General features: G+C 61.2%; 10 protein-coding genes. 9 read left to right on the plus strand and 1 reads right to left on the minus strand.

What is annotated here, in order from left to right; genetic code table 11:
• Positions 1 to 9 precede the first annotated feature (9 nt).
• The 5 genes from FSO04_RS08725 to FSO04_RS08745 all read left to right on the plus strand — a co-directional run bounded on the left by FSO04_RS08725 (position 10) and on the right by FSO04_RS08745 (position 7521).
• Positions 10 to 4212 carry a bifunctional nitrate reductase/sulfite reductase flavoprotein subunit alpha gene (locus FSO04_RS08725; RefSeq protein ID WP_154559293.1) on the plus strand — a complete coding sequence of 1401 codons (4203 nt, stop codon included), beginning with the start codon at positions 10 to 12 and terminating at the stop codon, positions 4210 to 4212.
• A 204-nt stretch (positions 4213 to 4416) separates the two neighbouring features.
• On the plus strand, positions 4417 to 5784 hold the full coding sequence (locus tag FSO04_RS08730; protein WP_154559294.1) for an MFS transporter: 1368 nt from the start codon (positions 4417 to 4419) through the stop codon (positions 5782 to 5784).
• 100 nt (positions 5785 to 5884) lie between these two features.
• Positions 5885 to 6559: a type IV pili methyl-accepting chemotaxis transducer N-terminal domain-containing protein gene (locus FSO04_RS08735; protein ID WP_154559295.1), complete on the plus strand. Its 675-nt coding sequence runs from the start codon at positions 5885 to 5887 to the stop codon at positions 6557 to 6559.
• A gap of 148 nt (positions 6560 to 6707) precedes the next feature.
• Positions 6708 to 7169 (plus strand): SRPBCC family protein, encoded by a 462-nt coding sequence (locus FSO04_RS08740; RefSeq protein WP_168435619.1) that lies wholly within the window; start codon positions 6708 to 6710, stop codon positions 7167 to 7169.
• Entirely contained in the window at positions 7153 to 7521 is a 369-nt protein-coding gene (locus tag FSO04_RS08745) for an ArsR/SmtB family transcription factor (RefSeq protein ID WP_154559297.1), read from the plus strand. Before FSO04_RS08740 ends, FSO04_RS08745 begins: the two co-directional genes overlap by 17 nt.
• A gap of 126 nt (positions 7522 to 7647) precedes the next feature.
• Here FSO04_RS08745 and FSO04_RS08750 read toward each other — a convergent pair whose 3' ends face one another.
• Entirely contained in the window at positions 7648 to 8805 is a 1158-nt protein-coding gene (locus tag FSO04_RS08750) for a porin (protein ID WP_154559298.1), read from the minus strand.
• Between the two features lie 283 nt (positions 8806 to 9088).
• Here FSO04_RS08750 and aldA point away from each other — a divergent pair, with 283 nt between their 5' ends.
• From aldA to FSO04_RS08770, 4 genes are all read left to right on the plus strand, one after another.
• Positions 9089 to 10513 (plus strand): aldehyde dehydrogenase, encoded by a 1425-nt coding sequence (gene aldA / locus FSO04_RS08755; RefSeq protein ID WP_154559299.1) that lies wholly within the window; start codon positions 9089 to 9091, stop codon positions 10511 to 10513.
• A gap of 159 nt (positions 10514 to 10672) precedes the next feature.
• A complete protein-coding gene (locus FSO04_RS08760; protein WP_168435615.1) occupies positions 10673 to 11995 on the plus strand; it encodes an MFS transporter in 1323 nt (440 codons plus the stop codon).
• Positions 11996 to 13213 carry a mandelate racemase/muconate lactonizing enzyme family protein gene (locus FSO04_RS08765; protein ID WP_154559300.1) on the plus strand — a complete coding sequence of 406 codons (1218 nt, stop codon included), beginning with the start codon at positions 11996 to 11998 and terminating at the stop codon, positions 13211 to 13213. It begins immediately after the preceding gene.
• Between the two features lie 104 nt (positions 13214 to 13317).
• Positions 13318 to 14979, plus strand: a complete 1662-nt coding sequence (locus FSO04_RS08770; RefSeq protein ID WP_154559301.1) for a GMC family oxidoreductase — start codon at positions 13318 to 13320, stop codon at positions 14977 to 14979.
• The last annotated feature ends 1 nt before the right edge of the window (position 14980 follow it).

A 14980-nucleotide genomic window follows, 5' to 3' on the forward strand; every position in this document is an offset into this window, starting at 1 on the left:
TCGCTTGCCATGTCCTCCACTAGCGTAAAAACCGTGTGCCCCTACTGCGGCGTTGGCTGCGGAATGGTGCTGCACGTCGAGGACGGGCAGGTCGTCAAGATCTCCGGCGATAAAGAGCATCCGGCCAATTTCGGACGGCTCTGCACGAAGGGCCAGTCGGCGCACGTCGCGTTGCGCAAGTCGGGCCGTCTGGAAGGCGCGTTCGTGCGTCATGCACGCGACCAGGATCCGACGCCGCTGCCGATGGCGCAGGCGATCAGCACCACGGCGGCGCGTTTGCGCGGCCTGCTCGACGAACACGGACCGGACGCGCTTTCGTTCTACGTATCGGGACAGATGTCGGTCGAGGCGCAGTACCTCGTCAACAAGCTCGCCAAGGGCTTTGTTGGCACCAACAACATCGAATCGAATTCGCGTCTGTGTATGGCGAGCGCAGGCAGCGGCTACAAGCTTTCGCTCGGCGCGGACGGCCCGCCGGGATCGTACGAAGACATCGATCATGCCGACCTGTTCTTCGTGATCGGCGCGAATATGGCCGACTGTCACCCGATTCTGTTCCTGCGGATAATGGATCGCGTGAAGGCGGGTGCGAAACTGATTGTGGTCGATCCGCGCCGCAATACGACGGCGGACAAGGCCGATCTCTTTCTGCAGATCAAGCCGGGCACCGATCTGGCGTTGCTGAACGGCTTGCTGCATTTGCTGCATGAAAACGGCCACACGGATGCGGCTTTTATTGCGGACTTCACCGAAGGCTGGGACGGAATGCCCGTTTTCCTCGCGGACTACACGCCGGAAAATGTGTCGGCGATTACCGGTCTTTCTGTAGAAAACATCCGTCAGGCCGCGCAAATGATCGGCGCCGCGCCGGAGTGGATCAGTTGTTGGACCATGGGCCTGAATCAAAGCACGCATGGCACGTGGCACACGAATGCGATCTGCAATCTGCATCTGGCGACGGGCAAGATCTGCCGCCGTGGCAGTGGACCGTTCTCGCTGACCGGGCAGCCCAATGCGATGGGCGGCCGAGAAATGGGGTACATGGGGCCCGGTTTGCCGGGGCAACGTTCCGTGCTGGTCGAAGAAGACCGCGTGTTTATCGAAGATCTGTGGGGCATTCCGAAGGGTACGCTGAAGACTGAAGTGGGCAATGGCACGATCGATATGTTCACTCGCATGGCTGCGGGCGAGATCAAGGCGTGCTGGATCATCTGCACGAATCCGGTGGCGAGCGTTGCGAACCGTCAGAACGCGATCGCTGGTTTGCGCGCGGCCGAGCTCGTGATTTCACAGGATGCCTTCCTTGACACCGAGACCAACCGTTACGCCGATGTGCTGTTGCCCGGCGCGCTGTGGGCCGAAGCTGAAGGTGTGATGATCAACTCCGAGCGCAACCTGACGCTGATGCGAAAGGGCATCGAACCGCCGGGCGCTGCGTTGGCGGATTGGCAGATCATCGCGCGTGTCGCGTGTGAAATGGGTTTCGCCGATGCGTTTGCCTATGCGAGCGCCGAGGAAGTGTTCGCAGAGATCACCCGTGCATCGAATCCGAAAACGGGTTACGACCTGCGCGGCGCGAGCTATCGCCGTCTGATGGAAACACCGCTGCAATGGCCGCTTGCTTCCGACGGCGCAGCAGACCGCAATCCCATTCGCTACATCAACGACGGCGTCAGCCAGACGCTGAAGGAACGGCCCGACGGCAGCCTTCCGCGGCTCGTGTTCCCGACCGCAAGCGGCAAAGCGGTGTTCTTTGCCCGCGCCTTTGCAGCCCCGGCCGAATTGCCCGATCGGGAATTTCCGATCGTGTTAAACACGGGCCGCTTGCAGCATCAATGGCACACCATGACCAAGACCGGCAAGGTCGCGATGCTCAACAAGCTGAACCCGGGCCCGTTCGTCGAGATTCATCCCGAAGACGCTGCCACGCTTGGCATCAAGGCAAAAGATCCGGTTGAAATCCGTTCGCGCCGCGGACGTGCCGTGTTGCCGGCGGTCGTCACGGAGCGCGTGCAAGCAGGGAACTGCTTCGCGCCGATGCACTGGAACGACGTCTTCGGCGACGACCTGTGCATCAACGCCGTCACCAGCGATGCAATCGATCCGATCTCGCAGCAACCCGAACTCAAGTTCTGTGCGGTCGCGCTGAGCCCGGTTGCGCTCGACGTCATCGAGCCGGTTTCGAATGCGGATGACGAGACGCTCATCGATGCGCCTGCCGCTGCAGTCGACCCGGCGACAGCAAGTGCTATATCGGCGAACACCGAGGAACTGGAAATGCCCCGCATCAATGCATTGACTAGCCTGTTGCAGCTTCCGCAGACACTCGCGCCTTCGTTCACGGAAACCGAGCGGGCGTATCTTGCCGGTTTCGTCAGTGGCCTGCGTTCGGCCGAAGGACAGGGCATCGACAGCGTGCCGGTCCTTCCGGCAGGCGCGCCGTTCGATCCGGTGAACCGCTTGTATGTGGACGGTTTGCTGGCCGGACTCTATAGCCGCAGCGGAACCCATGCGGCCGCGCCGGCAGGTGCGCTTGCCGCACCGCATTCTGAAGCGGCGCATGCGTCCAGTGTGCGCATCTTGCGCGTGCGGCCCAAAGTGACCTTGCTGTGGGCCTCGCAAACCGGCAACACGGAATCGCTGACCGAGCGTTATGCCACGCGTCTGATGGAGTCGGGCTTCGAAATCCGCACGTCGTGTATGGCGGACTACCAGGTGTCTGCGCTCGCTAAAGCGCAATACGTGCTGCTGATGTCGAGCACCTTCGGCGACGGCGATCCGCCCGATAACGCGCAAGGTTTCTGGTCCCAACTGGCCAGCGACGCGGCGCCTCGTCTCGATGGTCTGCGCTACGCGGTGCTCGCGCTGGGCGATCGCAACTACGATCAATTTTGCGGCCACGGGCGTCGTCTGGATGAGCGTCTCGCCGCGCAAGGCGCGCTGCGTCTGATGGATCGCGTCGACTGCGACAGCGAGTATCAGGAGAATGCCGACGCGTGGCTCGAAAGCATCATCCTGCGCATCAAGGAAGAAGATGCGGCGCTGCACGCAGTGCCGCCGGGCGGCATGATCAATGCCGTGGTGCCCGGCGCCGTACCGACCAAAACGCGTCCGGCTGCCTCGCGGCTCGTCAGGAATCTGCAACTAAATAAGCAGGGCGCAGCCAAGGATACGCGCTACTTCTCCTTGAGCACGGGCGACTCGGGTCTCGAATACGAAGCCGGCGATGCGCTGGGCGTATGGCCGAGCAATTGTCCTCAACTGGTAGACGAATTGATCAGCCTGAGCGGCCTGAGCGCCGACGCCGCGGTCAATGTGTCCGGTGTGGGCGACATGCGCCTCGCCGACGCGCTCGCCAAGCACTACGAAATCGCGCGCCCCAGCCCTGACTCACTGGCATTCATCGCTGCCCGAAGCAGCAACGGCGCATTGCGCGATCTGTTGACGCCGGCACGCAAATCCGATCTCAAACAATGGTTGTGGGGCCAACAACTCGCCGACGTACTCCACGAATTTCCCGTGGACCTGACGGCCACCGAATTGACCGGCATGCTCAAGCGCCTGCAGCCGCGTTTGTATTCGATTGCGTCGAGTCCGAAAGCACATCCTGGCGAAGTTCATCTGACGGTTGCCGCGGTTCGCTATAGCAATGGCCGCCGCCATCGCAAGGGCGTGTCGTCGACGTTCCTCGCCGATCGCGCCGGCGACGTGAATGTGCCGGTATTCGTGCAGAAATCCGCACACTTTCGGCCTCCTCATAGTTCTGACACACCGATCATCATGGTCGGTCCGGGAACCGGCGTTGCACCGTTTCGCGGCTTTCTGCACGAGCGGCGTGCACGCGGTGACAAGGGGCGCAATTGGCTGTTCTTCGGCGAGCAACATGCGGCCACCGATTTCTACTATCGCGACGAACTGGAAGCGATGCGTGACAGCGGTGTGCTGACCCGGCTCGACGTCGCTTTCTCGCGCGATCAAACGGAAAAGATCTATGTGCAGGACCGCATGCGCGAGCAGGGTGCGCAAGTGTGGGCATGGCTCGAAGAAGGTGCGCATTTCTACGTTTGCGGCGACGCAAACCGGATGGCCAGAGACGTCGACGCGACGCTCAGGCATGTGGTTGCTCAGCACGGTGGCATGAGCGAAGAAAAAGCCGCCGAGTATGTGGGGCGTTTAGCGCAAGAAAAGCGCTATGCACGCGACGTTTATTGATTTTTGAAGCGGCCGGCACGGTCGCGGCATCACAGTTTCAACGAGTACGCAGTCAAGCTTCAGAAGCAGAGTCCGGATGGCATGAAGGTTGCATGTTCAGACCGGTATTCAACATCGTGACCGTTCCGGTGCGCAGTGATTCAGCGCAAAGTACCAGCGCCGCGCACCAGGTTAGCAAACAATCAGCATATTTGAGGATGCCGAATGAAAAACGTGATGAGCTCCCTAAAGAGTGGGGACTGGCGCGCACTAGTGGCGTGTTTTCTCTATTTCGACACCGGCTTCACCGTTTGGGTGTTGTACGGGCCGCTCGCGCCGTTCATCAGCAAGAGCGTTGCAATGACGCCTGCGCAGCAAGGTTTGCTGGTCGCCGTGCCGGTGCTGTCGGCAGCGATCCTGCGCGTGACGCTCGGTAATCTCTATCAATCCGCGCATGGCAAGCGCATCGCGCTGATGGGCGTATTGCTGTCGGCGGTGCCGACGATCGTGCTGCCGTTGTTGCCGTTCGTGCCGTCGTACACCTTGCTGCTGGTGCTCGGCGTGTTCCTCGGCGTGGGTGGGGCGAGCTTCGCGGTGGCGCTGCCGATGGCCGGCAGCAACTATCCGCCGAAGGTGCAGGGTCTGGTGCTGGGTCTGGCCGCAGCCGGCAACATCGGCGCGGTGCTCGACGGCTTCCTGTTCCCGCAACTGGCGACGCACTACGGCTGGCAAATGGCGACCGCAGGCGCACTCCCGTTGCTCGCGATTGCCGCGATCACGCTGTACTTCTGGGCCAACGATTCCGGTATCAAATCCGGCAGTGTGCTGCGCGCATTCGGCAGCTTCGCGGTGACGCTCGTCGGTTTGATCGTGCTCGTGCTGCTGGTCGAAGCGGGCGTGTTCGGCTCCGGCAAGACCGGTGTGCTGCTGTTGCCGGTGATCGGTGCGCTGCTGGCGATCGCGGTGCTGCCCAAGCGCTATCGCTCGGTACTGTCTGAGCGCGACACGTGGGCGATCATGCTGGTGTACAGCATCACGTTCGGGGGGTTTGTCGGCATGTCTTCGTATGTTTCGCTGCTGCTGACCAACCTGTATCAGCTGTCGAAGATCGACGCGGGCCTGTTCATGGCGCTGCTTGCCGCGACCGGCGCGATCGTGCGGCCGCTCGGCGGCCTGATCGCCGACAAGGTGTCGGGTGTTCGCGCGTTGACCTTCCTGCTGGCGGTCATTTCGCTGTGCGACTTCGTTTTTGCTGCCGCGATGCCGTCGATGGTGGGCGGGATTGTGCTGCTGCTGTGCCTGTACGTGGCCTTCGGTCTTGGCAATGGCGCGACCTTCCAGTTGGTGCCGCATCGCTGGGCCGGCCGCACCGGTTTGATGTCGGGCATCGTCGGCGCCGCGGGCGGCATCGGTGGATTCTATCTGCCGGTCGTGATGGGCATCGCGAAGGAAAGCACGGGCAGCTATCAGATGGGCTTCGCGACCTTCGGCGCGCTGGCGGCTTGCGCGTTCCTCGCGATCGTCGCGCTGCGCCGTCCGTGGATGGCGTGGTCGATGCACAGCAATGTGATGCACGTGCACGCAACGGAGTAATGCAATTCGGTATCCACACCGCTGCGTGTCTGCCGATGGCGGTCACGCGGCGCGGATGCCGGTCAGAGCGAAGAGGTCAATCGAATCATAAGCAGATGACATGAGCATTACGAAAGATCGGGTTCAAGCACCGCCGTCCGAAGCGGACGTCTCCAGCGAGGTATTGAGCTCGTTGATCAACATGGCGGGCCGTCAACGGATGCTGTCGCAGCGCATCGCGTTGCAGTCGATGTTGGCGTTTCAACAGTTCGACGGTGCGATGGTGATCGCGCGGGAGACCTTGCGTACGTTTTCAGACAGCCACACGGCGCTGGTGCAAGGCCGCGACGGCTTGCCCGGACTGTTCTCGCCGGCGTTGCGCGAAGCTTTTCACGGCAGCGGGAACGTTGCGAAGAAGATCACGGACTTTATCGCGCTGGCCTCGGTGGCGTTGGAAGCGATCGAACGCGGCTCGCCGCGCGCCAATGAAGCACTGAACGCGTTGATCGGTTCCGTCGATCCGTTGCTGATGCATCTGCACACCGTGACCGCTGTCTACGAGCAGGAAAGCCGGCGCATTGCGCGGGCGCAGAAGAAGGGCCAGCAGGATCTCATCGAGCGGATCAAAGCGATCGCAAAGGAAGCACATATTGTCTCGTTCAACGGCCAGATCGTGGCGAGCCGCTCGAATGTGACTGGCCGGGAGTTCGCCGTGATAGCGGGCGTGATGACTTCCATCACCAAGGAACTTGAGGCTGTGGTGAGCGCGTTTGTGCAGAAGACGTCGGCGGGATAAGCAAGCGCCTGTGGCGATCTGTTTCGCCGTCCTTCAGTAGCAAGCAGGGCGCTACCTGAAAATACGCAGGCAAATACTTGCTTGTTGCCAGTTGCGAACCTAATATGCAGTCAGGAGGCTGCATATGACGATCTCATCTGACACACCCATTAACGCGTCGACTGACCGCATCGAAAAACAGATCCTGCTGAAGGCACCGCGCTCGCGAGTGTGGCGCGCGTTGTCCAACGCCGAGGAATTCGGCAAATGGTTTTGCGTGGATTTCAGCGGCAAACAGTTTGCCGCCGGTCAATCCGTGCAAGGCAACATCACCTATCCCGGATACGAGCATCTCGTCATGGACGTGCTGGTCGAGCGCGTCGAGCCGGAACATCTTCTGTCTTTTCGCTGGCATCCGGCCGCGGTCGATGTGTCGGTCGACTACTCGCCCGAGCCCACCACGCTGGTCGTATTCGAGCTGAGCGAGGTCGATTCGTGCACGTTGCTGCGGGTGGTCGAATCGGGCTTCGATCAAATTCCCGCCGCACGTCGCGAGGAAGCGTTCCGCATGAATAGCGGCGGGTGGGAAGAGCAGTTGATTAACATCGAAAAGCATGTCGCCAAGGGATAAGCCGGCTGTGGGCAATGCGCGAGTGAAGGCGGCCATGCTGCGAAGTTCCGCGCAGATTTTTGCGGCGCTCGGCGACGAAACACGACTGCGTCTGATCGCCGTATTGTGCGCGGGCAGTGCGATGTCGATTGCGCAGTTGACCGCCGGCACGGAGATGACGCGGCAGTCGGTTACGCAGCATTTGCAGGTGCTTGCCAATGCGGGCCTCGTGCGCGACATCAAGGTGGGCCGTGAACGCTTGTGGGCGTTCGAGCCGGCGCACCTCGACGAAGCGCGGCGCGCGCTTGAAGCGATCTCGCAGCAGTGGGATCACGCGTTGCTGAGGTTGAAGGCAGCGGTGGAGGGGGATTGATGCCGTTGGCGGTCGTCCGCGTTCAGAAAATCGGACTGTATACTGAACGTGAACATCGCGAAAAATTGAACGCCTGTGGCCTGGAGCCGCTCACGGCGCGGCTCCAGCGCACGAATCCCCTAACCCTCAGAACTTGTGCCGCAGCGCGAGCCGCACGGCGACCTGATTCCCCGTCGACGACGGCGCCTGCACACCCGGAATGAACGCGTTGTCGAGAATCGAGTGGGTCGAGTCGCCCGCGACCTTCTGATACTCGCCCTGCACATAAACGTCCGTGCGTTTGGACAGGTTGTAATCCGCCATCAAACCGACCGAGTGAATCTTCGGCTTCACGCTGCCCGTCGACGCGTCGTAGTTTTCCATCGTGTACACATACTGCGCGCCGATAAAGAAGGCCGGCGTGAACTGGTATTTGCCGTTCACTTCGAAGTTCTGATACTTCAGCGTATTCAGGCTGACACCCGATGCCGCCAATGGGATGCCGATATAGCCGTTGCCGGTCGGATCCTTATAGTTGGAGTTGGTGTAAGCAAAACCGGCGGTCGCCGAACCGAACGTGTAGTTGATGCCGGCGCCGAACACGCGCATGCGTCCGGCGATGAAGCTCGCGTCGTTCGCGGTGATCGCGCCGGTCGAGCCTGCGCCCGGATTGTTCGCCTGCAGGTACGCGGCTGCAATCAGCAGGCCGCCGTTCGCGTACTGGCCACCGAAGCTATAGGCGCGGTTGTTCGCGAAGTTCGTGTCGTTGCTGAAGCTGTACGCGCCGCCGAACTGGAAGCCCGCGATTTCCGGGCTCGCGTACTTCACGCTGTTGCCGAGACGGAACGAGTTGTCCGTATTGTCGTTGTCGTACGGATGCGCAAACAGGTAGCCGGCCCAGTTTCCGTTGGCGGTGGTTTGCGCGAGGTAGTCGACCACCGAGTCGTACTGGCGCCCGAGCGTGACCGTGCCGAACCGGTTGTCGCTCAAGCCCACATAGGCCTGGCGGCCGAACATGCGGCCGCCCTGGTTAAGCCGCCCCGAGCTTACGTCGAAGCCGTTTTCCAGTTGAAACACGGCCTTCATGCCGCCGCCCAGATCTTCCGAACCCTTCATGCCCCAGCGGCTGCCTTGCGCATAGCCGCTCGCCATTTCCCAGACCGCGCCGCGCCCGGCGTTGTTGGTGTAATCAATGCCTTCATCGAGCACGCCGTACAGGGTCACGCTGCTTTGCGCGAAGGCGCACGGGCCCGCCAGCGAGGTGAGTGCCGTGAAGGCGGCGGTGGCGATGACATTCTTTTTCATTGTGAACTCCAGACGTTGGTAATGAGTGACCCCAGTGGTTCGAAACGGGGTTCGACCGCTTGCAAAGGCCGCTGCTTTTGGCAAAGCCCGGATTCTGCTATTCGGGATGGGATTCGCGTATGAGGCACATCCCTGGATAAACGTGATTTTTTCGAATGTTTGTCCCGCGAATTATTCGCTTGTGGCGCGCCGTGCCGGAGAGAAAAATTCCGTTCATGCACCTTTGGCATGAAGGCGATAGCCGAAGGCAATGCACCACCGCACCAGGTTTTCAGGAGACGACATGCGACTCGATCGGAATTTTGCTAACGGCTGCTTTATCGACGCGGCAAGCGACGAGCTCATCGCCGTCACCAACCCCGCCACCGAAGCCGTGATTGCCCACGTCACGGGCGCCACCGAAGCCGAGGCTATCGCCGCAGTCGACGCCGCAGCCGCCGCCCAGAAGGGCTGGCGCAAGCTGCCTTCGGCCGAGCGCGCGGTCTATCTGCACAAGCTCGCCGACGCGCTCACCGAATGCGCGCCTGCCATTGGCGCGGCGCTCGCGCTGGAGTCGGGCAAGAGCGTCGCCGACGCCACCAGCGAAGCGATCTACGCCGGCCAGATCACCCGCTACCACGCCGAATGGGCGCGCCGCATCGAAGGCGAGGTGATTCCGAGCGACACGCCCGACGAAAACCTCGTGCTGCATCGCGAGCCGATCGGCGTGGTCGCGTGTCTGATCCCATTCAATTACCCGGTCTATACGTTCATGCGCAAGGTGGCGCCCGCGCTGATCGCCGGCAATACCGTGGTGGTGCGCCCGAGCAACAACACGCCGACATCGGCGTTCGAGATCGCAAGAGCGGTTGAGAAGGCAGGGTTGCCGGCCGGCGTCGTGAACATTCTCGCGATGAATCACGCAACCGCCGAAGCGCTTTGCACGCATCCGAAGGTCGGCATGATCACGCTGACCGGCAGCGTCGGCGCGGGCCGCAAGGTGCTCGAATACTGCAAGACGAACATCGCCAAGCCGTCGCTCGAACTGGGCGGCAAGACGCCCGCGATCATCGAGGCAGATGCCGATCTGGAGAAGGCCGCGCGCGATCTGGTCGCATCCAAAACCACTCACTGCGGGCAGCTTTGCACGGCGATCGAACGCGTCTACGTGCAGGAAACCGTGCATGACCGTTTCGTCGCGCTGCTGAAGAAGCACATGAGCGCGGTGGAAAGCGGCGATCGCAGCGAACAGCCGTCGCTGATGGGGCCGCTTGTCAACGACGCGTCGCGCCAGTCGATTCACGGCATGGTCGAACGCGCGCTCGCCGCGGGCGCCACGCTCGAAACCGGCGGCAGGCTGCCGCAAGGCAAGGGCTTCTTCTATCCGGCCACGTTGCTGTCGAACTGCCGTCAGAACATGGAAATCATCCAGGAAGAAACCTTCGGTCCGATCATGCCGGTCGTCAAATACCGCACGCTCGACGAAGCGCTGGAAATGGCCAACGACCATCAGTTTGGTTTGTCGTCGGTGCTCTATACCGAGAACTACCGCAGTGCGATGAAGGTCGCCAACGGCATCGAGGCAGGCGAGTTGTATGTGAACCGTACGCCGGCCGATCCGTATCAAGGTTTCCATGCGGGCTGGAAACGCTCGGGTCTCGGCGGCGACGACGGCAAGCACGGCATGCTCGAATTCACGCAGACCCGTCTCGTAGTCATGAAGTACTAAAGCTGAAAAGCTGAAACCGGCGCGTGCCGTGCGATTCGGAGTAGACGGCACGCGTCGCCTTGAAACCCGCAGAAACGCAGCAAGTCCGCTGCACTTATAAAAATATTTGAAGACCCGGCGGCCCGGTGAACCGGCGCTGTGTCTTCCAGGAGCGCTCACGTGTCATCTCAGCCCGTTCAAACCACCGCTGCGCTCGCCTCAAGCGCCGCGGAAACCGCATTGCAAGCCAACAAGGCTCAACGCTACATCCAGCTCATGTTGCTGGTCGTGGCGGCCGGCGCGATTTACCCGATTCTGTATCTGCGGCAGGTCTATCAGCCGACGATGCTCGAAGTGTTCCACATCACCGATAGTCAACTCGGCTATCTGTATTCGTCGCTCGGCACGATCTTTCTGCTGAGTTACTTGCCGAGCGGCTGGCTCGCCGACCGGATCGCGCCGCGCCTCCTGATCTGCTTCTCGCTGATCGCAACCGGCGTGCTCGGCCTGTGGTATTCGACCGCACCGTCGTTCCAGATGTTGATGCTGATCTTCGGCGGTTGGGGTTTGACGACTGGATTGACCTTCTGGGCCGCCGTCATCAAACGCGTGACGATGATCGCCGGCACGCACGAGCAGGGCCGTTTCTTCGGTTTGCTCGACGGCGGACGCGGCCTGATCGAAGCGATGCTCGCGACCATCGCGATCACGCTGTTCGCGTGGTTCACGCAGACCAGGGGTGAGCCGGTTGCGGCTGGTTTCAAGCTGGTCGTCTACATGTACGCGTTTCTGTGCATCGCACTTGGCGTGGTGCTTGCGCTTGTTAAAGATAAGCAAGGCGCTAAAGACGCCGCCGCCAACCGTGCCACGAAGAAACGCAGCAACGTGCTGGTCGATCTGAAAACGCTCGCGTCGATTCCTGAGTTGTGGCTGGTCGCGGCGATCGTGTTCTGCGGTTACCAGGTGTTCTGGGCTACTTACAGCTTCTCCGCGTATCTGCATGAAGGCGAGATCGGCTTGACGGTGGTGATGGCCGGCACGATCACTACGCTCAAGCTGTGGATGCGTCCGATCGGCGGCATCGGCGGCGGTTTTCTCGGCGACCGTTATTCGAAGGTCTCAGTGCTGGTGATCGCGCTCTTCCTCGCTGCATTGTCGCTGCTGGGTCTGATGGCGGCGCCGCGTATCTCGAGCCATGTGCTGCTGGTGTTCCTCGTGTTGTTCATCGGTATCCTGACTTACGCGATTCGCGGGCTGTACTGGTCGCTCCTGGATCGCTGCAATATCCCGGTCGAAACGATGGGCCTCGCCATCGGCCTGATCTCCGTACTCGGTTATTCGCCCGACGTGTTCCTGCCGTTGATCAACGGCTATCTGACGCAGAACTTCCCGGGCGTCTTCGGTTACCAGCTTTACTTCGGCTATGTGGCAGGAATGGCGGCGCTCGGCGGCTTCGCCGGCCTGGCGCTGAGAAACATGCTTAACAAAAAAGGGGTTGCGTAAATGAAAGTCGTCTCGCTCGAAACGCATATCGTCGCCGTACCGCCGCCGCACGTGGGCGGCATGTACTGGATCTTCGTCAAGCTCAAGACCGATTGCGGTATTGAAGGCGTCGGCGAAATCTATTCGGCGACGTTCCATCCGAAAGCGATGACCCACATTATCGACGATGTATTCGGCCGCTATCTGCTCGATAAGGATCCGCACCATATCGAACGGCTCTGGCGCGAAGCGTATTCGAGCGGCTTCACGCAACGCCCCGATCTCACGATGATGGGCGTGGTGAGCGGGCTGGAAATGGCGTGCTGGGACATTATCGGCAAGGCGGCGAACAAGCCGGTGTATGAACTGCTCGGCGGCATGGTGAACCAGCGTCTGCGCTCGTACACCTATCTGTATCCGAAGAACAGCCGCGGCGAATACGACTACGACGATCCCGATCTCGCTGCCGAATGTGCGGTTGAAAACGTCAAGCGTGGTTTCACCGCGGTGAAGTTCGATCCGGCAGGTCCGTACACGGCGTATTCGGGTCACCAGTTGTCGATGGAAGTGCTCGACCGCTGCGAGACCTTCTGCCGCCGCGTGCGTGAAGCCGTCGGCAGCAAGGCCGATCTGCTGTTCGGCACGCATGGGCAGATGGTGCCGTCGTCGGCAATCCGGCTCGCCAAGCGCCTCGAGAAATACGATCCGTTGTGGTTCGAAGAACCGGTGCCGCCGGGACAGGAAGGCGCGATGGCGCAGGTCGCGCAGCACACGAGCATTCCGATTGCGGCGGGCGAGCGCCTGACCACCAAGTATGAATTCTTCAAGCTGCTCGAAGCGGGCGCGGCGTCGATTCTGCAACTGAACGTGGCGCGTGTGGGCGGCCTGCTCGAAGCGAAGAAAGTCGCGGCGATCGCCGAGGTGTATTACGCGCAGATCGCGCCACATCTATACAACGGTCCGATCGGCGCGGCCGCCAGCATTCAGCTCGCAGCCTGCACGCCGAACTTCCTGATTCAGGAAAGCATCGGCACGTGGGATGGTTTCCATGCGGCCGTATTGAAGAAGCCGATTCAATGGGAAGACGGCTACATCATTCCGTCGCAGGAACCGGGCTTGGGCGTGGAGTTGAACATGGACGTCGTTCGGCAGCACACGCCGTACACCGGGGAGCGTCTGCATCTGCAGATGGCAGCACAACCTGCCGACGTGAAGGATCTCGCGCCGGCCAAGGGTTGAGGCCGGGCTGAAGCTGCCGGGTTTCAAGCCGTGGGTTTCAGGCTGCCGGGTTTCAAGCTGTTTTACGCATTCAATGGATTGGGCGCCGCTTGGCGACATAGAGCATGAACTACGATTACATCATCGTCGGCGCGGGTTCGGCGGGCTGCATTCTCGCCAATCGCCTTTCGGCGTCGGGCCAATATTCGGTGCTGCTGCTCGAAGCGGGCGGCAAGGACAGCTCGTTCTGGTTCAAGATCCCGGTGGGTTTCACCAAGACGTACTACAACGAAACCTATAACTGGATGTACTACAGCGAGCCCGAAAAGGAACTCGACAACCGGCCGATCTATTGCCCGCGCGGCAAGGTGCAGGGCGGTTCCGGCTCGATCAACGCGATGATCTACGTGCGCGGCCAGCCGCATGATTTCGACGACTGGGCTGCGGCGGGCAATCAGGGCTGGGCGTTTCGCGACGTGCTGCCGTATTTCCGCAAGCTCGAATCGCATCCGCTCGGCAACACGGAGTATCACGGCGCGGACGGCCCGATCCGTATCTCGCCGATGAAAGATGCAGTTCATCCGATCTGCCACGTGTTCCTGAAAGGCTGCGACCAGGCCGGCTACAAGCGCAGCGACGACTTCAACGGTGAACGATTCGAAGGCGCGGGCATCTACGACGTGAATACGCGCAACGGGCAGCGTTCGTCGAGCAGCTTCGAATATCTGCATCCGGTGCTGACGCGCAAGAACCTGACGGTCGAGCGAGACGTGCTCGCGAGCCGCGTGCTATTCGACGGCAACCAGCGGGCAATTGGTGTGAGCGTGACGCAGAATGGTGCCACGCGGCAGTTCATGGCGAACCGCGAGGTGATCCTGTCGGCGGGCGCGGTCGATTCGCCCAAGCTGCTGCAACTCTCAGGCGTAGGCGACAGCGCATTGCTGGCGAAGCATCGCATCGCGATGGTCAAGGAACTGCCCGCTGTGGGGCAGAATCTGCAGGACCATCTGTGCGTGAGCTTCTACTATCGCGCGAACGTGAAGACGTTGAATGACGAAATGCGCCCGTTGCTCGGCAAGCTCAAGCTCGGCCTGCAGTATCTGCTGACGCGCAAGGGGCCGCTCGCGATGAGCGTGAACCAGTCGGGCGGGTTCTTTAAGGGCAACGATCAGGAAGTGCAGCCGAATCTGCAGTTGTACTTCAATCCGCTGTCGTACCGGATTCCGAAGAGCAACAAGGCGAATCTCGAACCCGAGCCGTATTCGGGCTTCCTGCTGGCATTCAACCCGTGCCGGCCGACCAGCCGCGGTTCGATCGAGATCGCGTCGAACCGTGCTGAAGACGCCGCGAAAATCCGTATCAACGCATTGACCACGGAGAAAGACATCGACGAAGTGATCCAGGGTTGCGAACTGGTGCGCAAAGTGATGGCTTCGCCGGCGTTGAAGGAGATCACGGTCGAGGAAATCTCGCCGGGACCGCAGGTGAATACGCGCGAAGGCTTCCTGCAGTATTTCCGCGAGCAATCGGGTTCGATCTATCACCTGTGCGGCTCGTGCGCGATGGGCGACGACCCACGCACCTCAGTGGTCGATGCGCGGTTGCGGGTGCACGGCATTACCGGCTTGCGCGTGGTCGATGCGTCGATCTTCCCGAACATCACGTCGGGCAACATCAATGCACCGACGATGATGGTCGCGGAGAAGGGCGCCGAGATGATCCTCATGGACGCTGCCGTCGAAGCTGCCTTTAAACCCGAAGCGGCGGAGCTCGCTGCGGCCGCCTGAC

Origin of the sequence: Paraburkholderia madseniana (assembly GCF_009690905.1) — a bacterium.
In the GTDB taxonomy this organism is placed as follows: Bacteria; Pseudomonadota; Gammaproteobacteria; order Burkholderiales; family Burkholderiaceae; genus Paraburkholderia; species Paraburkholderia madseniana.